The sequence below is a fragment of the Paenibacillus cookii genome (assembly GCF_018333375.1).
In the GTDB taxonomy this organism is placed as follows: Bacteria; Bacillota; Bacilli; order Paenibacillales; family Paenibacillaceae; genus Paenibacillus_AQ; species Paenibacillus_AQ cookii.
In genome coordinates this window covers 113,562-133,287 of the sequence record NZ_BORW01000003.1, presented here as the reverse complement: position 1 = coordinate 133,287, position 19,726 = coordinate 113,562, and the positions used below count along the sequence as shown (strand labels likewise).

At 57.2% G+C, this 19,726-nt stretch carries 18 protein-coding genes and 1 riboswitch; of the genes, 12 read left to right on the top strand and 6 right to left on the bottom strand.

Features of this window, described 5'->3' with window-relative positions; translation table 11 throughout:
• Complete coding sequence (locus tag KI367_RS05255) at window positions 1-810, bottom strand: histidinol-phosphatase (protein WP_212948157.1); 810 nt, start codon at window positions 808-810, stop codon at window positions 1-3.
• Window positions 811-846: 36 nt separating this feature from the next.
• Window positions 847-1,749: a LysR family transcriptional regulator gene (locus tag KI367_RS05250; RefSeq protein WP_036710850.1), complete on the bottom strand. Its 903-nt coding sequence runs from the start codon at window positions 1,747-1,749 to the stop codon at window positions 847-849.
• 429 nt (window positions 1,750-2,178) lie between these two features.
• On the opposite strand from KI367_RS05250, the gene KI367_RS05245 reads away from it, so the two are divergent.
• From KI367_RS05245 to KI367_RS05225, 5 genes are all read left to right on the top strand, one after another.
• Entirely contained in the window at window positions 2,179-2,637 is a 459-nt protein-coding gene (locus tag KI367_RS05245) for a chemotaxis protein CheX (RefSeq protein ID WP_036710848.1), read from the top strand.
• Window positions 2,638-2,783: 146 nt separating this feature from the next.
• Window positions 2,784-3,557, top strand: a complete 774-nt coding sequence (locus KI367_RS05240; protein ID WP_036710845.1) for an SDR family NAD(P)-dependent oxidoreductase — start codon at window positions 2,784-2,786, stop codon at window positions 3,555-3,557.
• Between the two features lie 126 nt (window positions 3,558-3,683).
• Window positions 3,684-5,075 carry a DEAD/DEAH box helicase gene (locus KI367_RS05235; protein ID WP_212948156.1) on the top strand — a complete coding sequence of 464 codons (1,392 nt, stop codon included), beginning with the start codon at window positions 3,684-3,686 and terminating at the stop codon, window positions 5,073-5,075.
• Window positions 5,076-5,110: 35 nt separating this feature from the next.
• A complete protein-coding gene (locus KI367_RS05230; RefSeq protein WP_212948154.1) occupies window positions 5,111-5,857 on the top strand; it encodes an ABC transporter ATP-binding protein in 747 nt (248 codons plus the stop codon).
• A gap of 2 nt (window positions 5,858-5,859) precedes the next feature.
• Entirely contained in the window at window positions 5,860-7,083 is a 1,224-nt protein-coding gene (locus KI367_RS05225; RefSeq protein WP_212948152.1) for an ABC transporter permease, read from the top strand.
• 336 nt (window positions 7,084-7,419) lie between these two features.
• Here KI367_RS05225 and KI367_RS05220 read toward each other — a convergent pair whose 3' ends face one another.
• Complete coding sequence (locus KI367_RS05220) at window positions 7,420-8,718, bottom strand: aminotransferase class I/II-fold pyridoxal phosphate-dependent enzyme (RefSeq protein WP_036710841.1); 1,299 nt, start codon at window positions 8,716-8,718, stop codon at window positions 7,420-7,422.
• A 136-nt stretch (window positions 8,719-8,854) separates the two neighbouring features.
• Entirely contained in the window at window positions 8,855-9,514 is a 660-nt protein-coding gene (locus tag KI367_RS05215) for a pyridoxamine 5'-phosphate oxidase family protein (protein WP_212948150.1), read from the bottom strand.
• 156 nt (window positions 9,515-9,670) lie between these two features.
• Between KI367_RS05215 and pdxR the strand changes: the two genes are divergently transcribed.
• The 4 genes from pdxR to KI367_RS05195 all read left to right on the top strand — a co-directional run bounded on the left by pdxR (window position 9,671) and on the right by KI367_RS05195 (window position 14,222).
• Window positions 9,671-11,122, top strand: coding sequence for a MocR-like pyridoxine biosynthesis transcription factor PdxR (gene pdxR / locus KI367_RS05210; protein ID WP_212948148.1), 1,452 nt, complete (start codon window positions 9,671-9,673; stop codon window positions 11,120-11,122).
• Between the two features lie 114 nt (window positions 11,123-11,236).
• A complete protein-coding gene (locus KI367_RS05205) occupies window positions 11,237-12,022 on the top strand; it encodes a helix-turn-helix domain-containing protein (RefSeq protein ID WP_036710836.1) in 786 nt (261 codons plus the stop codon).
• A gap of 311 nt (window positions 12,023-12,333) precedes the next feature.
• A complete protein-coding gene (locus KI367_RS05200; RefSeq protein ID WP_212948140.1) occupies window positions 12,334-13,344 on the top strand; it encodes a phosphotransferase enzyme family protein in 1,011 nt (336 codons plus the stop codon).
• An 11-nt stretch (window positions 13,345-13,355) separates the two neighbouring features.
• Window positions 13,356-14,222, top strand: coding sequence for an SDR family oxidoreductase (locus KI367_RS05195; RefSeq protein WP_212948132.1), 867 nt, complete (start codon window positions 13,356-13,358; stop codon window positions 14,220-14,222).
• Here KI367_RS05195 and asd read toward each other — a convergent pair.
• Window positions 14,219-15,025 carry an archaetidylserine decarboxylase gene (asd, locus tag KI367_RS05190; RefSeq protein ID WP_212948130.1) on the bottom strand — a complete coding sequence of 269 codons (807 nt, stop codon included), beginning with the start codon at window positions 15,023-15,025 and terminating at the stop codon, window positions 14,219-14,221. The two genes, KI367_RS05195 and asd, sit on opposite strands and share 4 nt — an antisense overlap.
• A gap of 325 nt (window positions 15,026-15,350) precedes the next feature.
• A riboswitch (TPP riboswitch) is annotated at window positions 15,351-15,462 on the top strand.
• A gap of 105 nt (window positions 15,463-15,567) precedes the next feature.
• On the opposite strand from asd, the gene KI367_RS05185 reads away from it, so the two are divergent.
• Genes KI367_RS05185 through KI367_RS05175 form a run of 3 tightly spaced genes read left to right on the top strand, consistent with a single transcriptional unit; the run spans window position 15,568 to window position 18,513 of the window.
• Window positions 15,568-16,176, top strand: coding sequence for an ECF transporter S component (locus tag KI367_RS05185; protein WP_212948128.1), 609 nt, complete (start codon window positions 15,568-15,570; stop codon window positions 16,174-16,176).
• Window positions 16,169-17,707 carry an ABC transporter ATP-binding protein gene (locus tag KI367_RS05180; protein WP_212948322.1) on the top strand — a complete coding sequence of 513 codons (1,539 nt, stop codon included), beginning with the start codon at window positions 16,169-16,171 and terminating at the stop codon, window positions 17,705-17,707. The genes KI367_RS05185 and KI367_RS05180 overlap by 8 nt, the downstream gene beginning before the upstream one ends.
• Entirely contained in the window at window positions 17,707-18,513 is an 807-nt protein-coding gene (locus KI367_RS05175; RefSeq protein WP_212948320.1) for an energy-coupling factor transporter transmembrane component T family protein, read from the top strand. The genes KI367_RS05180 and KI367_RS05175 overlap by 1 nt, the downstream gene beginning before the upstream one ends.
• Window positions 18,514-18,538: 25 nt before the next feature.
• Here the strand turns inward: KI367_RS05175 and KI367_RS05170 are convergent, their stop codons facing one another.
• Complete coding sequence (locus KI367_RS05170) at window positions 18,539-19,621, bottom strand: YheC/YheD family endospore coat-associated protein (protein ID WP_212948126.1); 1,083 nt, start codon at window positions 19,619-19,621, stop codon at window positions 18,539-18,541.
• Window positions 19,622-19,726: the final 105 nt, after the last annotated feature.

Here is a 19,726-nt window from a genome sequence, read left to right as displayed (position 1 = left end):
TTACAGCGGCACGCTGATCTTTTGCTTGTTTTTGAAATACACCCATTCTTTGAAGCCGATTTCCTTCAGCCGCGCGGCCACTTGGTTCAGCTCGTCGCCCACCCGGGAAGGTTTGTGCGCGTCCGAGCCGAACGTCACGTCGACGCCGAAATGCAAGGCGCGCTCCAGAATCGCGTCGGAAGGGTACCACCCCCCGCTCAGCTTCGTTTTGCCGGAAGTGTTGATTTCGATCGCTACCCCGTTTTCCGCGATGACCTGCAGCGTTTCGTCCAACATCCGTTCGGCGGGAATATCGGAAAAAGCGGGATAATTTCCTTTCATGGCGTCGATATGGCCCAAAAATTGAAAGAGGCCGCTTCGCGCCGAATCCTGGATCAGCCGGTAATAGTCTTCCTTGACTTCGATTTGCTGCTGATCGCTTAGCTTTTTCCACCGGTTTTTATTGAAAATGCTGACGCCCCCCACGTTGTGCACCGACCCGATGATGTAGTCGAACGGGTAATTGGACAGCACTTTGCGGTAGGTTTCGAAATGCTCGGGAAAATAGTCGGATTCGATGCCGAGCAGCACGTCGATTTTGCCCGCGTATTCTTTTTTCAGCTCCAGCACTTCTTCGACGTAGTTGGCGATTTCGGATTTCCCCATGGCGATTCCCGGAAAAGCCTGCTCCGCTTTTTCCCCGAAATAAGGGGTGTGATCGGAAATGCCGATGGCCTGCAGCCCGGCGGAAATGGCGGCTTCGACGTAATCGCGGATCGTGCCGTCCGCATGGCCGCAGCGGAAATGGTGGGTATGAAGATCGAATTTCATCCTGCAGTCTCCCTTCGCTATAATAGATGCCCGAATTTATTCGGAGCTGATGAACTGGGTTTCCGGCATGCCCTTGAGATCGCTTAAAAACTGCTGCATGGCGGAGTTCAAATATTTTCCGGATTTGTAGATCACGCCGACGGGATGGCTGACCTCGAGCTCCCGGAGCGGGATGATTTTGAGGGTGCCGTGGCGGAGTTCGCTTGCGACCGATTGTTTGGACATGATGGCCGCGCCAAGGTCGATTTCGACCATCCGTTTGATTTCCTCGCTGCTGGACAGCTCCATGACCACGTTGGGGACGATGCCGTGTTTTTTGAATATGTCGTCGCTGAACTTTCTGCCGACCGTATCCTGGGACAGCAGGATCAGCGGCGTATCCCGAAGAACGTCCATCGATACCGTCGTTTTGCGGGCAAGGGGATGCCTCGGGGACACGATCAGCTCGAAAGTGTCGTAATAAAGCACGGATGTAATCAAATTGGGATTGCGTTCAATCAAGTATCCGATGCCGACATCGATCTGGCCGTTTTCCACGCTCGTATAAATTTGGGAGGAGGCCATGGACTGGATCGACGTTTTGATCAGCGGGAACTGGTTCTGAAAATAGGAAAGCACCCGGGGCAGGATTTGGATCGCGATGGAGGTCGTCGTGCCCAGCACGATATGTCCCTGCGGGATCTGATCCAGATCGGACAGCCGCTGTTTCAACTCCTCCACGACGGCCAAAATCCGCTCGGCATGTTCAAGGAACACTTGCCCCCGGTCGGTAAGGGTTACCGGCTGATTCCGGTCGACCAGAACGGTTTTGAACTCGTCCTCCAAGCTTTTGATTTGGGCGGATACCGCAGGCTGGGTCAAATTGAGCAGTTCTCCGGCTTTGCGGAAACTCATCGTCTTCGAGATGGTAATCAGTGTCTCCAGTTGACTGATGTTCATGCAGTTCCTCCTTAGACTCTTATTTGTACCCTCAGGATTTTGCAAATCCTCACCTTAACTGAGCCTCGACCCAATGTATATCCTTTAATTATATGGGATTCGGAAAGTGACGGCAATGCCGCTCGGCTTATGGCTTCGGGCTTTGCCCGGAAAGCAGGGCCTGCCGGGGAAGGAAAAAATGCATCTACAAAATTCGCCAAGGTCTTCAAAATTATGCCTAAAGGACCGATATACATATCAGGATTCGGCCTCTTACAATTCTTAAATAGGAAAAAGGGATTAATCATAAGGGTAATTATACCCTAGTTATTAAACCGGATATGAATTTTTCGTGATTTGTGAAGGGGTTTCACGTATAATTGGTTCAAACGGGAATGGGACTTTTGGAGCGTAGTGCTGTCATCTATCTGGAAGGGGTGTTAAACATTAATGAAAGCGGAGGTTATTAATCCTTTTCTGGAATCCGCGCGGCTTGTCATTGAGCAGGTGATACAGGTATCCCCTTCGACGGGAAACCTGGGGGTCAAGACGGTCGAGTTTATTCAGGACCATATATGGATTCAAATCGGCATGACCGGACAGTTGAACGGAAACATCATGTTCGGCATCCATGAGCGCGTGGCGTTACGCATGGTTTCCGTCATGATGGGAGGCTACGTGCTGACGGAAATGGACGAGATGGGGCAAAGCGCCATTTCCGAGCTTGGCAACATGATCAGCGGCAACGCGAGCACCATTTTGTCCAATCAAGGCGTCAGCGTCGACATTACGCCGCCGAAGGTGGTCAAAAGCGAGCATGTTACGTCGATTTTTCCGCAAAAAGCGCTCAGCATCCCTCTTGTCATGGACGGAATCGGGGAGCTGGACATTCAGGTCATGATTTCCTAGAAAAAGGCAGTCCTAAACAGGTCCCGGCCGGTTCGTTCCGGTGGATTTTCTCCCGGCGGCAGTTTCTGCTATCTTTAGAGGAGAAGCAAAAAGCGCATCGCGGGCATGGCCCGTTAGGATGCATCGCTTAGGAGGAGGTCGGGAACATGTTAAAGGATAAAGTCGTTTTCATTACCGGGGCTTCCAGCGGAATCGGCCTGTTGACGGCGCAAATGCTCAGCGAAAAGGGAGCGGTACCGGTCCTCGCGGCGCGCTCCGGGCGCAAGCTGGCCGAAGCTTCCGCCGGCATTGCCGGGAAACACGGGGTCAAGACGCTTGACGTGACCCGGGAAGACGAAGTGAAGCGGGCAGTCGAAGAAGTGATACGGGAGTACGGGCGAATCGATATTTTGCTGAACAACGCGGGGTACGGCAAATTCGAGCCTGCGACGGATATGCCTTCCGCGGAATTCGAGCGGATGATGGACGTCAATTATATGGGAACGGTGCGCTGCGCCAAGGCGGTGCTTCCCCATATGCTTGAACGCCGGAGCGGGCAAATCGTCAACGTCGCTTCCATGGCCGGAAAAATCGGCACGGCGAAGTCGACCGCCTATACGGCGACGAAACATGCGGTGCTCGGCTTCAGCAACGCCCTGCGCCAGGAGCTGCGCGGCACGGGAATTACGGTGTCTACCGTCAACCCGGGCCCCATCGACACGCCTTTTTTCGATATCGCGGATCCTTCGGGAGGCTACGTAAGCAACGTCAAATGGCTGATGATGAAGCCGGAGCACGTGGCCCGCAAAATGGTGCGCCTGATGGATACCCGAAAGGAAGAGCTGAACCTGCCGCTCAAAGCAGCCGCGGCCATGCGTTTGTACCAGCTGTTCCCGCGCCTGTCGGATCGGCTTACCTATCGGATGATGAATAAAAAATGACAGGCCGGCTCGGCATAGAGCCGGTTTTTTCGCGTCCTCCGCCGTACGCGCAAATTAATTTTTTGGTGCGGCGGCCCTTTTATCATATAATGGTTAAGAATGACTTCTATAAAAGGATGGAATGGAATGAACCCAACTTCGTTTACAGCGCTGGGCATTGAACAATCTTTGATGGACAGCTTATCGGAATACGGCATTACGGATCCGACGCCGGTGCAGGCGGAAGCGATTCCCGCGATTTTGAAAGGGGCGGACGTGCTTGCCCGTTCCCAGACCGGGACAGGCAAAACGCTCGCCTATCTGCTGCCGGTCCTGCAGGGCATCGACGCAGAGCGGAAATCGGCGCAAAAGCTCGTGATCGCGCCGACGCAGGAGCTTGCCATGCAAATCGTCAGGGAAGGCGAAAAATACGGAGAAAACCTCGGCATCAACGTGCTTGGATTGATCGGGGGCGCGGCCCTGAAACGCCAGGTGGAAAAGCTGAAGCAGCACCCCCAGCTTCTCGTCGGGACCCCGGGAAGAATCCGGGAACTGATCGAAACGCGCAAGGTGAAAATGCATGAAGTAAACACGATCGTCGTGGATGAAGTCGATCAGGTGTTTCAGCTTGGCGGCGCGGCCGATGTCGACCGCATCCTCCGGAGCGCGCTCCGGGACCGGCAGCTCGTGTTTTTGTCGGCGACCGTCAGCGAGGAAACGGCGGCGCTCGTCAAACGCGAGATGAACGCTCCGGTCGAAATCGGCATCGATCCCGACCAGTCGACCGCCAAAGGGCTTGAGCATTATTATTTTGCCGGCGACGAGCGGGATAAAATCGAGACGCTGCGCCGGGTGATCCGCCATTACGATCCGAAAAAGGCGATCGTGTTCGTCAATCAGACGGAAACCATCGCCGAAGTGCAGGGCAAATTGAATTATATGGGGCTTTCGGCAGAGGGATTGTACGCGGATGCGGATAAACTGACCCGAAGCAGGGTGCTCTCCGGTTTCCGCAGCGGCAAGTTCAAGGTGCTGGTCGCGAGCGACGTCGCCGCCCGCGGTCTCGACATCGAAGGGCTCGAGATGGTCGTCAACTACGATCCGCCTGCGGATTCCGAGCACTATGTACACCGTGCCGGCCGTACCGGGCGCATGGGTCGCAGCGGCCTCGTTCTCTCCCTGGTGACGCACCGTCAAATTTTCATCATGAACAAATTTGCCAGGGAGCTCGGCATTTCGCTGGAAGAGCGCAGGCTGTACGGCGGCAAAGTGCTGAAACCCGGGGCGCTGCCCGGCGGGCGCGGCCCGTCCGGAACGCGAAAGCCTTCGGACAAGAAAGCGACGGCGGACGTGTCGGGGGGCGGGGAAGGCAGAAACCGCACAGCCAAGGAAGAAACGCGCCGGGCGCCGGGCCCGGCCAAAGGCAAAAACGAATGGGTCCGCGGCGGCAAGCAGCCGGAACGAAAAGGCAGCGAGCGGGACCGCGACCGGAAAAACAAAGGGGCTCCCAAATGGCTGAAAGACAAAAAACGTCCATAAGCGGATGAGCCGGGTATTTTTTTGGAGGTGATGCAATGAACGGAAATACGGTGCTGGATATTCAAGGCTTGAGCGGCGGATACAGCTTGAACCGCCCCGTGCTGCATGATGTGTCCTTTCAGGTGAATCCGGGCGAAATGGTCGGCTTGATCGGGCTGAACGGCGCGGGAAAAAGCACGACCATGAAGCATATCCTTGGGCTGATGACTCCCCAAAAAGGAGAGATTCGCGTCAGGGGGAAAAAACGGGACGAAGATTCCGAAACCTATCACGGCTCCCTGGCATTCGTACCGGAGTCTCCGCTGTTATACGATGATATGACCGTCCGCGAGCATCTCGAATTCACGGCGAGGGCCTACAACGTTCCGCGCGGCGATTACGAAGAACGCGCGGACAGGCTTTCCCGGATTTTCCGGATGCAGGACAAGATGGACAGTCTTTCGACGCAGCTGTCCAAAGGCATGCGGCAGAAGGTCATGATCATGTGCGCCTTCGTCGCCCGCCCGTCGCTGTACATTATCGACGAGCCGTTTCTCGGGCTCGATCCGCTCGGCATCCGGTCTTTGCTTGATTTTATGGTTGAGTTGAAGGAAGGGGGCTCTTCCATTCTGCTGAGCTCCCATATCCTGTCGACGATCGAAAACTATTGCGACCGGTTTGTCGTGCTGCATCAGGGAAGCATCATTGCGCAGGGGACGCTGGAAGCGATCGAAGCGCAGGCCGGAACGACCGGGGCAGGGCTGGAAGATATGTTTTATACCCTCGTGCAAGGCAGGGATTGACGATGGACTTGATGAAGTTAAGGGCCGAGCGCCGGAGCCGCTTCTGGGGGAAAGAAGTGCTGCCGTATCTCGGTTATGTACTGCAAAGCGGGGTCGCGGCGCTGATGCTGTTCGCGCTGATCGTTTTTTCGGCTTGGTATACGTCCCTGGTGCAGCATATTCCGGCGGGGCTCCCGATTCGCTGGATCATGCTCGTATTATTCGTGCCGCTGACGGTCAACAGCAGCTTCAGAACCTATCTCGCGCCGGCGGACACCGTGTTCCTGCTGCCGCAGGAATCCCGGATGAAAAGCTATTTTCAAGGAAGCTGGACCAGCGGGGTTGTGTACAAACTGCTGGGACTCGCCCTCATCTTTCTCATTTCGTGGCCGATTTACGTCCGGAGCGACGGACAGCCCAAGCCGTTTTGGCTGTTCCTGCTCGTGCTGATCGCACTGAAGCTGCTCGCCAGCTACGGCTGCTGGAAGGAACTGCGCATGGTTTCCCGGCGCGCCACGTTTGCCTATAGGGTGCTGCGCTACGTCGTGCTTGCGCTTTGCGTCGCGGCATGGATCTGGCAGCCGGCAGGCCGGAGCCTGATATTTATCGTGCTGCTTGCGGCCACGTATACCGCCGCGCTTCGACTTCCCGCCAAACACCCCGTCGCATGGGAAAGACTTATTGCCCAGGAGAAAGTCCACAGCGGGCGGGTGCTGATGGTCCTGGGGTGGTTCGTCAACGTTCCGGGACGGGAGCAGCGCGTTTATGCCAGAAAGTGGCTTTCGTGGGCGGGAAACAACATTCCGTGGAAGCCGGAAGCGGCTTACCGGTATTTGCTGATGAAAAGCTTTGTGCGCAGCGACATTCTCGGCATCGTGCTCAGGGTCGGCATTTTGGCGGCGTTTTTGGCTTGGTGGCAGCGCGGAAGCAACGTCGGCATCGGCATCTATTGGTTTTTCGTGTTTCTGGCAGGCATCCAGCTGTCGTCGCTGCTGCGTTTTCACAGCGAATCTTTCTGGCTTCACGTCTATCCGATCGCGCCGGGCAGCCGGCGGAGGAATGCCATCAAACTCGCGTTTCAGATTCAACTGACGTTTGCGGCAGTCACATGGCTTCCGTTGCTCGGGGCCGGGCTCGAACGAATGGGGACCGTGCTCATGGCGCTGCTTGGCGGGATCGTTCTTTGCCTGTTGTCCCGATTTTTTGCAAGCAGGAAAAAGACGGAAGACGATGAGGACGACGAATAACGCGCAAGTATCGAAAACAAAAAGGCAGAAGGCCGGAATCCCGGCCTTCTGCCTTTTTTAGCGGTGCTTATCGATGCCTGTAAGTCAAGGGTATGCGATTATACCCAGAAAGAACGAGTGATGATAACCAGGAGGATGAAGAGAACCAGGATAGCACCCGTGTTACCGAATAATCCAGGTCCACAACCGTATCCGTATCCGCCTCTTACTTCTTCGCTCATTGTTCATTCCCCTTTACTTTGGATTGTTTTGCGTTACACGGTATCTTATGTCTCGGGGAAAGACTGTGCTTGGGCAATCACCCGTTCCTGACTAAAAAAATCTATTCCAGGCGCCTTATTTCCGTAGATCGGCAATGCCTTTGTACACGAGGTCAAACAGGTCCTCCAGGTATTCCTCTTCGATGCAGGAAAACGCGATGCGAAGGTCATGTTCGCCGAGCGCGATCGTTCCGACGCCGTACTGATGGAGGATATGCGTGCGGAGCTCTTCGGCGGAAACGTCCTTCAGCTTCAGGCACATGAAGTAACCCGAGTTGAACGGGTAATATTCCCACACGTCGCCGTATTTTCCGCTGTCGAGCAGCGCCTTGACCTTGTTGGCGCGGCCTTTCATGATTTGGAATTTTTCTTCCTTCTGGGCGTTGAACTCCGGCGATTTAAGCGCATCGAGCACGAACGTCTGGGAAGGATGGGAGCAGCTGGAGACGGTGGCGCGGATGATGCCGAGCGTTTTTTGTTCCAGCGCGTTCAGCACGTCTTTGCTTTCGGATGCATAGGTAATGAAGCCGACGCGGAAGCCCCAGACGAATTCTTCTTTGGTCGCGCCGTCGACCTTGACGGCCAGGACGCGCGGATGAAGATCGGCCAGCTTGCCGAACAACGATTCCTTCAAGGAATCCTCGAAAAAGAGTCCGAAATAAGCGTCGTCCGTGACCACGACCACGTTGATGCCCGCTTCCGCCGCTTCCTTGACGGCCGCAACGATTTCATCGCCTTCCTTAAGGCCCGGCGTATATCCCGTCGGGTTGTTCGGGAAGTTGAGGATGACGATCGCTTTGCCTTTGTCTTTTTGCGCTAACAGTGCCTCGCGCAGGCCTTGGCTGTTGAACGTCATTTCGTCCGTAAAAAGCGGATAATTGACGATTTCCGCGTGGCGGCGGATGCCGAAGGTCAGCTCATAGTTCTCCCAGTTTTTGTCCGGGAAAATGACGGCGTCCCCTTCATCGACGAAAAGGTCGGCAACGATGCTCAGCCCGTGCGTCAGCGCGTTGGTCACGATCGGGCTGCTGAGCGATTTTCCTTCCAGCGAAGGATTTTCCTCCTTCATCTTGGCAAGCCAGGCGGTCCGGAGCTCCGGTTTGCCGGCAGGCGGCGCGTACGGATAAAGGTCCTTTGGCTGATAGGCGGACAGCTTGCTTTGGATGACGTCCAAATGCATCGGAATGCCGCCTTCGGTCGCAATGCCGATCGTCGCGTTGTACTTTTTGGCATGGCCGGCAGCTTCGGCGGATTGGCTCAGAATGCCTTCTTTCGGAAAGTAGATCTCCTTGCCCAGCGTGGACAGCATGTCGTATACATGCGGATTGCCGGATTTGATGCTTTCGTTCAATTGTTCAGCAGGTCGGTTTACCATGTCTTCCATCCTTCCAAATCGGTTGTAAGTTCGGAAATGCCGTGGGATTTCCATGTCAGGTTTCCGTTTTCACTGCCTTACATTATATCATTTGCCGCCGGAGCCGTCACGGACAAAACCGCTTTGGACAGGGATATCATTCGATATTTTCCATGGATTGGCACGGCGATTCGTTTTTCTTCCGGGGGCGTTCCGGAACGCTGCTGCGGACGAGCTCCGCCGTTTCAAGGTCGCGTTCCCGGTTCCGGGCTTCCAGCCCGCAGAGGATTTGGCGTCTTTCGCCTTCTTCCAGGTTTTGGCCGAATTTGAATTTGGCGGTGAGGCGTTCCGGAACGATTTTGACGACGGCCACGTTGCGCAGTCTCGGAGCATATACCGGATGGTCGGCATCGATCGGATCATAGCCGCCTTCCGGCTGGAGTTTGTGCATCAGCAGCGTGAACACCGCCGCTTTTTCGCGCACGTCGGTCACGATTTCGGCCCGTCCGCTTACCGTGACGCTTTTGAAATACGTCGTGGCCGGACAGGCAAGATTGGGATCCGTGAAGTAGGACGGAATGAGGGCATATTCGTCGGCGACGCTGAAGCTGACCATGGGGCTCGCTTTCAAATGGTTCATTTTTTCGCCGATCCGGCTGCCGTGAAAATAAAATATCCCCTGATCGTATACGAAGTTGAGCGGCGTCACCCGCGGACGTCCGTCCTCCCCGACCGTGCCGAGAAAGCCGAAACTCATCCCGGACAAAAATGCTTCGATTTCCTTTTCTTCGTCAACGCTGAATTCATCTCTTCTCATCTGGTTTCCCTCCAATATTTCTATTGCCGGTATCGCAGCCCTTCAAGCCGCGAAAGCTTGTTGTCAGCATAATGGAGACATTGACAATAAAAAAGATCCAATTTAGATTAATTTTAATAGTCCAATTTTGCCTTTCGAACAAAGGAGGCGACGGGGATGGAATTGACGCTCCATATGGAGGCATATCTCGACCGACACCGATTCAAATACTTGGCGCTGTATCATGCGTTAAGGGAGGCCATCCAGGAGGGCCGCTTGCCCGGCGGCATGAAGCTGCCGTCGACCCGCGAGATGGCGGAGCGGTACGGCTTGTCCCGCGGGGCGGTGGCCCAAAGCTATGACATACTGATGGCCGAAGGATACGTATATGCCGAAACGGGCCGGGGGACTTTCGTCACGGATGCGGGCTATTCCCCGCCGTCGATGGAAAAAATAAAGGAAACGCCGATCAAGCTTTCCCAATGGGGGGAACGGCTGCTCCGCATTCCGGACATGCCGCTCGATGCCGCGAAGCGGGCGGAGATCAGCTTCATCAACCAGCCGCTCGAGATGAGCCGTTTCCCGTACGAAGAGTGGCGGAGCGCCTTGTCTTTCGCCGGGGGACGCAAAGGAATCGGCCTGCAGCATAAAGCGCCCCCCGAAGGGGACGGACAGCTGCGCGAGGCGATCGCTTCCCATTTGCGCGTGACGCGGGGAATTATGGCCCGTCCGGAGCATGTCGTCCTTTTTAACGGTTCGATGCAGGCCATCGTTTTGCTTTTTCAGCTGCTGATGAACGAAGGGGAGGCCGCCGTCGTCGAAAATCCGGGATTCCACGGCATCCGGCGGGCGGTCGAGGCCTGCGGCGGCAACATCATTCCGGCGGCGGTCGACCGGCAGGGAGTGCGGCCGCAGGAGTGGGATGCGGGCATTTTGTTCGTGACGCCGAGCAGGCAGTACCCGACGGGGGCCGTGCTCAGCCTGAAGCGGCGGCGGCAGCTTCTCGACTGGGCGCAGCGGCATGATGCGGTCATCATCGAGGACGATTACGACAGCGAATTCCGTTTTGGCGGGCGTCCGATCGAGCCGCTGAAAACGCTCGATACCCAGGAGCGGGTCATTTATATCGGCTCCTTCTCCCAGACGATGTTTCCCGGCCTGAGGCTGGGGTTTGCGGTTCTGCCGGAAGGGCTGGTCGAGGCCGCCGTGCGCGCCAAATCGCTGTATGAGCCGATGTCGCCGGGGCTGCTGGAACAGCGGGCGCTCGCCAGGTTCATGTCCAAAGGAAGCTACATGCGCCATTTGCGCCGTCTAACCCGGTTGTATGGGGCGCGGCACGGACATTTTTGGGGACTGATGCATGCGCTCGCCGGGGATCTTTTCGAACTGATGCCCGGCGATGCCGGGCTGCATGTGTATGCGAACTGGCTGAAGTCCGCGGATGAATACGAGGCGTTTCGCGGCGCAGCGGTCCGCCGGGGCGTTGTATTCCGGGATGCGCAGGCGTATTGGATGGGACAGGGGCCTCCGGCGGCCTGTTTCGGGTTCGCCCATCTGACGGAGGAACAGATCGCGGACGGCGTCCGAAGGCTGGTGCTTGCGTGGCAGGATGTGCAAAATTTCTCGTGAAAGGGTATCATGATAGATGGATTTGCGCTTTTGCTGCATTGCGGCATTCGCTTTTGCGTACACGGCGATCGACTTGATTCATGTTCAGTAAATATCATAAGGGGGAATGACGCCATGCTGCATGCGTCGCCGTCTTCTTTTCAAATACTGCCTTCGCTGGCGAAAATCGTATGCGAGCCGGGATGGAAATGGCAGAAACGCGAAAAAGCGCTGGAGAACTACGATTTGTTTTATGTATGGAGCGGGGAAGGAACGGTGATCCGCAACGACGAGCCGTTTGAGGTCGGCAAAGGCAGCTGCTTTTTGTTCAGGCCGGGGGATCATACGAGCGCAACCCATAATCCGCAAAAACCGCTCGTGCTGACGTACAGCCATTTCAGGATCAACGAGCCGGTGACCGACATTCCGCAGCCTTACCGGAGGCTCACGGACACGGTTGATTTCGAGTACATGCTTTCCCGGTACGTGAGGCTGTTTCTGGTGAACACGTTCGCCGCGCAGGAGGAAGGACAGCTGATCCTGAAGCAGCTCATGATCCATCTGCTGCGGCATGACCGCGAACAGCCGGAGGAGAAAAAGGCCAGCAACCAGCTGACCGAGGCCATCCACGAAATCGCGAACTACGTCCAGCAGCATCCGGGCAAACCTCACCGGGTAGAGGATCTTGCCGCCCGCGCGGGATTGTCGCCGCGCTATTTTTCGATCAAATTCAAGGAGCTGATCGGGACGCCGGTCCAGTCCTACATCATCCGGACGCGAATCGAGCGCGCCCAGCATCTTTTGCTTCATGCGGGCATGAACGTAACGGAGGTGGCGGACGCCCTCGGCTATCGCGACATCTTTTTCTTCAGCAGGCAGTTTAAGCAATATACGGGAAAAAAACCTTCCGAAATCCGTTGAATCCTTACCGGAGCCTTCCTCCGATGATCATGGGCGGACAGGCAACGGTCCCGTAAAGGAGACAAACATACGCATGGCGGGCGGGTCGGGTCGACTCCGCACCGCCATTTTTGCTGCAATGAGTTTTTTTGGAAAGGGCAAGCGATGGGCCGGGGGCCTGCAAGAGAGGATGGCGAGGACCGGAGCAGGCGGCACGGCGGCGATGGCTATCGAAATTTCCGGGCCCGGTATGCTATGCTGGCTATATGGAATTTTGTAATGATAGAACAGAAAAAAACGGCAAAAGAGCGAAAACAAGGGGGGAGATACCCATGAACGAAGCGTTTCATGCGGATTCGGAGGACAGCAGAAGGCTGCTGCTCGTTCAGGCGGAGGCGGCTCTGACGGCTGCCCTGGAGCAGTACGGTATTCAGGAAAAACATCTGGATTTCATTCAGGTGTCGGAGCATGTCACTTATAAAATCGAAGATGAAGCGGGAAGGTTGTATTTGCTCCGCGTTCATCCCGCAGCGGCATCCTCAGGGGAAACCGTTTCGGAAATGGAGTGGCTCGAATATTTGGCGCGGGTCGAGGGGCTTGTGGTCCCCACGGGCGTTCCGAACCGCGAAGGCTCGTACGTCACCGAGGTGGAGACGGGTCGGGGGCAAAGCTGGAAGGTGTCGGTGCTTCGCTGGATCGATGGCGACCATTGGGAGGGACAGTACAGCGAAGAGCAGCTCCTTCTCATGGGCGGTCTGCTGGCGAAGATGCACCGGGCGGCCCTCCGTTTCAAACCTGCCGAGGGCTTTGTCCGCCCGGTATGGGACGGGGAGCCGTTCGCGCGGGAGACGGCCAGGCTCAAGCAGCATCATGGGAGTTTTCTAACCTCGGACGAATACGCGATTTATGAGCAGGCGGCCGCCAAAGTGACGGCCCATATGTCCGGCATGCGGCGGGATCGCGAGAGTTTCGGCCTCATTCACGGCGATTTCCACGAAGGAAACATGGTGTTCAAAGGCGGGGAGCCTTATCCGATCGATTTCGGGCGCTGCGGTTTCGGCTTCTATTTGTATGATTTGGCGCAGTCGTTTATCGGCTTGTACCCTGTGCAGCGTCAATGGTTCATGGAAGGATACGAGCGGCTGCGGCCCGTTTCCGGCCAGCCGGGCTGCATTCCTGCGCTCGAAACGTTTTTTGTCAAAGCGCTGATCGAAAACCAGAGCTTCCATGCCCCGCATCCGTGGGAAGCGGCGGAGCTGAGGGAAAGCAAGCCGTATTCGTTGGCGCTCCTTCGGCATTATTTGGACGGGAATCCGTTTCTGTTCGAAGCGATTCCCGTATAAGGTGGGGTAACATGAAAACAATGCAAGGGGAGCCGGTAGCCCTGGTCACGGGCGGTTCAAGCGGCTTCGGGCTGCTGACGGCGGTTGAGCTTGCCCGGCGGGGATTCGCCGTCATCGCGGGCATCCGGAGGATGGAGGCGCAGGCAGGGCTGATGGACGCGGCGGCGGAGGCCGGGGTGCAGGGAAAAATCGTTGCCGTGCGGCTGGACGTTACCGACCCGGCCGGCGTGGCGGACGCTGCGGCATACATACGCCGGCAGTACGGCCGGTTGGACGTGCTGGTCAACAATGCCGGAACGGCCTACGGAGGTTTCGTCGAGGAGGTGCCTGCCGCGATTTGGCAGGAACAGATGGATACGAACTTTCACGGCATGGTGCGGGTGACGCAGGCGGTGCTGCCGATCATGCGGGAGCGGGGGAAAGGCCGGATCATCCAGATGAGCAGCATCAGCGGCCGCATCGGATTTCCGGGATATGCGCCGTATGCTTCCTCGAAATTCGCCATGGAGGGTTTCAGCGAATGCCTTGCGCTCGAAGCCAAACCCTTCGGCATCGATGTGGTCCTGGTAGAGCCCGGTGCCTACGGCACCCCGATTTGGGACAAGGGGTTCGCGCAAATGAGCGCTCCCGAAGGTTCGCCTTACCGGGCCATGATGGACAAGGTGCTGGCGTTTTCGCGAAAAAGCGCACGACAAGGAGGCGACCCGAAGGAGGTAGCCGAACTCGTTGCGCGTATCGCATGCATGAAGCGGCCCGCGTTCCGGTACGCCCTGCCGGGAAGCACCCGGTTGACGCTCCGGGCCAAAGCGATCCTGCCGGGGCGTTTGCTGCAAAAGATGATCGCTTCCGTCATGGGACGGGACGAAAGCGGATCTTAGCCCTTGTCCCGCGGGACCGGAGGGTGAAGCGTTCCGAGAAGCTGGCCCATCCGGACGTGGTCCCCGGGCTTCAGGCCGGCCCTTGGCGTAAACGTTCCGTCCTGCGTCAGCAGCACGACGGTCGAGCCGAATTCGAAATAGGCCAGGTCGTCGCCGTTGTTCCAGCGGGACACGGATTCGTCGTCGTAACGGATGCTGCTGACGTTCATGGCGCCGACCTTCACGACGGCCACCTCGCCGTATTCCCCGGCGATGTAGGTGATCAGCCGCTCGTTCCGGCACAGCACCGATTTCATCCGGGTCATGCCGAATTCGTTGACCGGATAAGCCCGGCCCTTGATGTGCTCGCTTTCCGTACGCACCCCCGTAATGGGGGAATGGATGCGGTGGTAGTCGGTCGGGCTTAAATAAAGCACAAAAAAATAGCCGTGTTTGTACAGCTCCAAATGGGGGGAGAAGTTCAGCAGCTCCGCCACGGAATAATCCTGGCCTTTGACGTTTAATATCGTCCCCGCGGAAATGTCGCCCATGGCCGTTATTTTGGCGTCGACCGGGCTTGTCAGCACGTTCGGCCCTTCCTCGACCGGGCGCATGCCCGGCTTCAGCCGGCGCGAAAAAAACTCGTTCAGCGTCCTGTATTCGTGGATTTCCTTTTCGGCTTCGTCGGCTGGAATCTGATAGCTTTTTATAAAATAAGGGATGACGCCCCTGCTGAGCCTGCTATGGGAAAAACGCCCCATCAATGCGGATAGCCACTTTCTTGAGGAGAGCTCCGTCATCAGCCTTAACAATCGTTTTGCCATGCTATTTCTCCCTTCGGATGGTGCTTCGAGTCGATTTATAGAGTTAACGTGCGCGGCCGCCTTTTGGTTTCACCGAATTTCGGCCAGATCCGAAATGCGCAGCATACTATTTTTGGAACACTCTGAAATATATTGACATAGAATAGCGGTTAAATCAATAACGTCTAACGCAAGACGGACGGCCGCATGCAGGGGGAGGAAGTAGGGCAGGGGCTGCCGAGGAAAAATTTTTTCTGTTGCCAACCGGCACGGAATTGGTGTATTTTGGAACCAGGAACCGGACGCTTTCGCATGCTTCGTTTTTTTGGCGAAGGGCGGTCCGTTACATATGGGATGCGGGAGCTTGAGTGAATCAGGCTGAGATTGCAGCTGTATCCGCTGCTGACCGGGAATCTGATCTGGATAATGCCAGCGTAGAGAATTCGCGATAGAAGCCCATGGACCGGGCTTATTTAACCGTCTCTCTTTGCGTATCCAGGGCGGTTTTTTTCATGCCTATTTTTGCGCATTCCCGCTCACCGAAGAAGAGAGGAAGATGTAGGATGAATCACGTGCTTCAGGCGGAAAAAAGGAAAGGGCTGCGGCTGAGCGACCTGCTGGTCACGATTTTGCTGTCGCTTGCGCTTGGCGTCGTCTATCATTTTTGGAGCTCGGTGTACGATCTGTTCAAGCCGCTGTTTTTTCAGGCTGATGAGCTGGTGTACGGGGTCTGGTTTTTGGCGCCGACGCTCGCCATGCTCCTGATTCGCAAACCCGGCGTTGCCCTGTTGGCGGAGGTGGCGGCGGCACACGTGGAAATTTTGTTCGGCAGCGAATGGGGCGTTCAGCTGGTGCTGTACAGCGTCGCGCAGGGCCTTGCGGCGGAACTGGTTTTTGCCTTGCTGCGCTACCGCAGCTTCAAGATGGGGACGGCGGCATTTGCGGGCGCGGCCGCTGCGCTCGGTTCGTTTGCGGTCGATGTTTATTTCGGTTACGTGACGGACTATACGCTCGGGATGATGCTGTTCAAATACGTGCTTAGAATCATCAGCTCCGCGATTTTGGCGGGATATTTGGCGTTTGCGCTGGCGAAGGCATTGGAGGCTACCGGCGTGACGCAGCTGCTGCGGCCCGTGACCCAAAAGGATTATGAAGCGCTTGACCATGATTGAGCCGTTGGATTTAGAACCGTTCGGGCCGGAGACCGTGGCGGGAGTCAGCAAGCTCAGGCTTAAATTTCCGGGAGAGCCGTCTTTCGTGTTCAAGGATTTGTCCCTGTCCGTTCGTCGCGGCGAGAAAGTGCTGCTGCTCGGGCCCAGCGGCTGCGGCAAATCGACGCTGCTGCAGGTGCTCGGCGGGCTGATTCCGCAAGTGATCGAGGTGCCGATCAAAGCGGAAGGCATCGTGGCGCCGGATTCCAGAGGGTACGTGTTCCAGGATCCGGATACGCAGTTTTGCATGCCATACGTCGACGAAGAGCTGGCGTTCGTATTGGAGAACCGCGGCATTCCGCGGGAACGGATGGTGCCCGAAATGCGCCGGGCCCTTGAAGCGGTCGGTTTGCGTCCGGATCTGCTGCATGTTCCGGTAGACAGCCTGTCCCAAGGCATGAAGCAGCGGCTGGCGCTGGCCTCCGTGCTGCTGCTGGAGCCCGAGGTCATTTTTCTGGACGAACCGTCCGCCCTCCTGGATCCCGAGGGAAGAAAACAGATGTGGGAGTCCGTCTGGAAAGCGGCGGAAGGGCGGACTTTAATCGTCGTGGAGCACCGGATCGAAGAGATCGCGGACCGGATGGACCGGATCGTCCTGCTGGCTCCGGACGGGAGCATTCTCGGCGACGGCCCTCCCGCATGGGTTTTCGGCGCCTTCCGGCGGGAGCTGCAGCAGTACGGCATCTGGTATCCGGGCGTATGGGCGGATTTTTTCAAGGTGCTTGACCTGAGGCGGGGCGGAGCGGCGAAACCGTTGGAACCGGACGCATCCGCTCCGCTTCTCACGCTGCGGCGGTTTTCGGGATTCCGGGCCGGCCGGCCCGTGGTGCGGGCAGACGAGGCGCGGGTCGATCCCGGGGATTTTATCGCGGTCGTCGGTCCGAACGGGGCGGGCAAAAGCTCGTTGTTGCTCAGCCTGATGTCGCTGCTGCGCTTTCGGGGGGAATACCGGTTATGCGGGGAGGCCATGCCGGAAACGGAGGGCGCTTCCCGGAGAGCGCGCCGGGCGATTCGTCCGCCCACGGACCGGATCGGTTACGTGTTCCAAAACCCGGAATTCCAGTTCGTCGCGGAATCGGTGCTGGGGGAAGCCGGCTTTTCCGCGAAAGCGAAACAAGCGGGGAAGGCCGAGGCCGAAGCGAAAGCGCGAAGGTTGCTGCGATTCTTTCATTTGGAAGGGCTGGAACGCCGCCATCCGTACCAGCTTTCCACCGGCCAAAAACGGAGGCTTAGCATGGCGGCCGCCGTCGTGGGCGAGCAGCCCGTCCTTTTGCTGGATGAACCGACTTTCGGCCAGGATGCCCGGAATACGTTTGCGATCCTCGAATACTGCCTGGAGATGCAGGAAAAGGGCGCAGCCATCGTAATGGTCACCCATGAAGAGAATATCGCCCGGCGTGTTGCCACGAAGGTGTGGGAGGTGCTGGACGGCGCGGTTACCGAACGTCCGGCGATCGAGGCCGATCTGGCAGAAAGGCGGGCGGGCACATGATCGAATTGCTGAAACCTACGCGGCAAACGGTGCTGCTGCGCACCAATCCGGCCATCAAGCTCGTCCTGTTTGTCGCGTTGTGCCTGGTCACGGTGCTGACGCGGAACATCGACTTCGCGGCGTACCAGGCGCTGACTTATACCGTTCTATTGTTCGCGTTCGGCGGGTTTCCGGTCCGGAAGACGCTGCTGTTGGTTCTGCCGTTTGGTTTTCTTTTCGTCTCCTCTTCGATGACGATGATCCTGTTCGGGAAGGGGGACACGTTGTGGTGGCAGTGGGGGCTCTTTCGCATTTCGGAGGAAAGCTTTTACCGCGGGCTGCATCTGGGATTCCGCTCGATTGCGTTTGCGGCCGAAGGGTTGCTTTTTGTCAGCACGACGCCGTCCGTGAAGCTGTTTTACGCCCTGATGCAAAATTTCAGGCTGGCCCCACGGTTTGCTTACAGCTTTATGGCCTCGATCCGCCTGCTGCCGATGGTGTGGGAGGAATTTTTGATCCGCAGGCAGGCGCTTCAGGTACGGGGGATCACGGTTCGCGGAAAAGGGTTGCGGGGGATGGCGGAGCATGTCCGGCTGTACGCCGTGCCGCTCCTGTCCCAAAGCATCCGCCGGGCCCACCGGGTAGCCGTTGCGATGGAAGCGAAGCAGTTTGACGGCGGGGGAAAACGAACCTATTATTACCCGTCGAACGTTTCATGGACCGACGCGGCCGCCGTCCTGCTGCTTGCCCTCGCTCCATGCGCGGCTTATGCCGCCGCGGTCGTCTTCCCGTGGTTCGGCATCGCCGATGTCCGCTATCATTCCTAAACATGAGGGAACGAGGGAGCGGGCATCAGTCCCCAAGAAGATAACGTGCATAGGCCATGGGTTTGCGGTACGTTTCCATCCACAGCCCGTTCAGGCCGGCCTTGCGGAAGCCGTAACGCTGATCGCGTCCGTTGCATTCGATAAAATAAGGTTTCCCCGTTTTCGACAAGCCGATGTCGAGCCCGAAGTCGGCCGCCCAGGGGAGATGCAGCTCCAATCTTGCGGCGATCCGCAGGGCAAGCTGTTTTACGTCCGTCAAGACGACATCGGGCGCCAATCCGGGAAGGCTTTCGGCAAGGACGGTTTCGGCGGGAAAAGCCCTGCCTCCTTGCGCCACGTTCGAGACGAAGGTGCGGGAGGAGGCCGCCTTCGCGTACAACCCCGTGATTTCCCATTGTCCGCTGATGCCCCGCTGCACGGAAACGCGCAGGTCGTACGGCCGGTCCTTGTACTCCGCCAGGGCGATGCGCTCCTGCACGAGGTAAGGCATGCGCGCGAGCCGTCTCCGCAGCATGGCCGGCAGCTGGTTTTGATGCAGCGTTACCGTTTTCCAGCCGGAGGATCGGCCGCTGGGGGAATAGGTAAGCTTCCAGGCCGCTCCGGCCCGGCGGAGCCGCCATATGCCGCGGCCGACGCTGCCGACGCAGGGCTTCATGACCAAATCGTCGTAATGCCGCATCATGTCCGTGATGGATGAGGATGTGGCATTTTGCGTTTCCGGGAGGTGGGGCGCAAGCAGCGGGTCTTTTTTGAGCAGATGGTGTATTTCATCTTTTCCATAGCGGTTAAAAGCATTAAAGATAACGTAACCCTGGCGGAGCAGGTATTCGACTTTTTGCCGCGACCCAGCGTCCAAATAGATCGCCCGGTTATGAATGACGCGCGGGATCGGCATGCGCACGAGCGTCCAAGCATCGTCCCTGAGCACGTAAGCGCTGCACTGCCCGTTGTCCGGGTCAAGATCCTGAAGCCGCATATAGCAGGGGATCAGACCGTAAACCCGCGCGGCCTCCTCATAGTTCGATAGGGATTCCTGCCCGGTTGTTCCATGCGGAATTCCCCGGTGCACAGCCGCATTCAACAGAATCCCGACATAAGAAAACCACACATTTCATCCCTCCTGTATCTTTATCGTCGTTTTTTTAAACTCTCGCCATAGATGCCCGTGATCTTAGGATGCGGAAACTTGGCCGGTGCCTTCCGGATGGCGTTC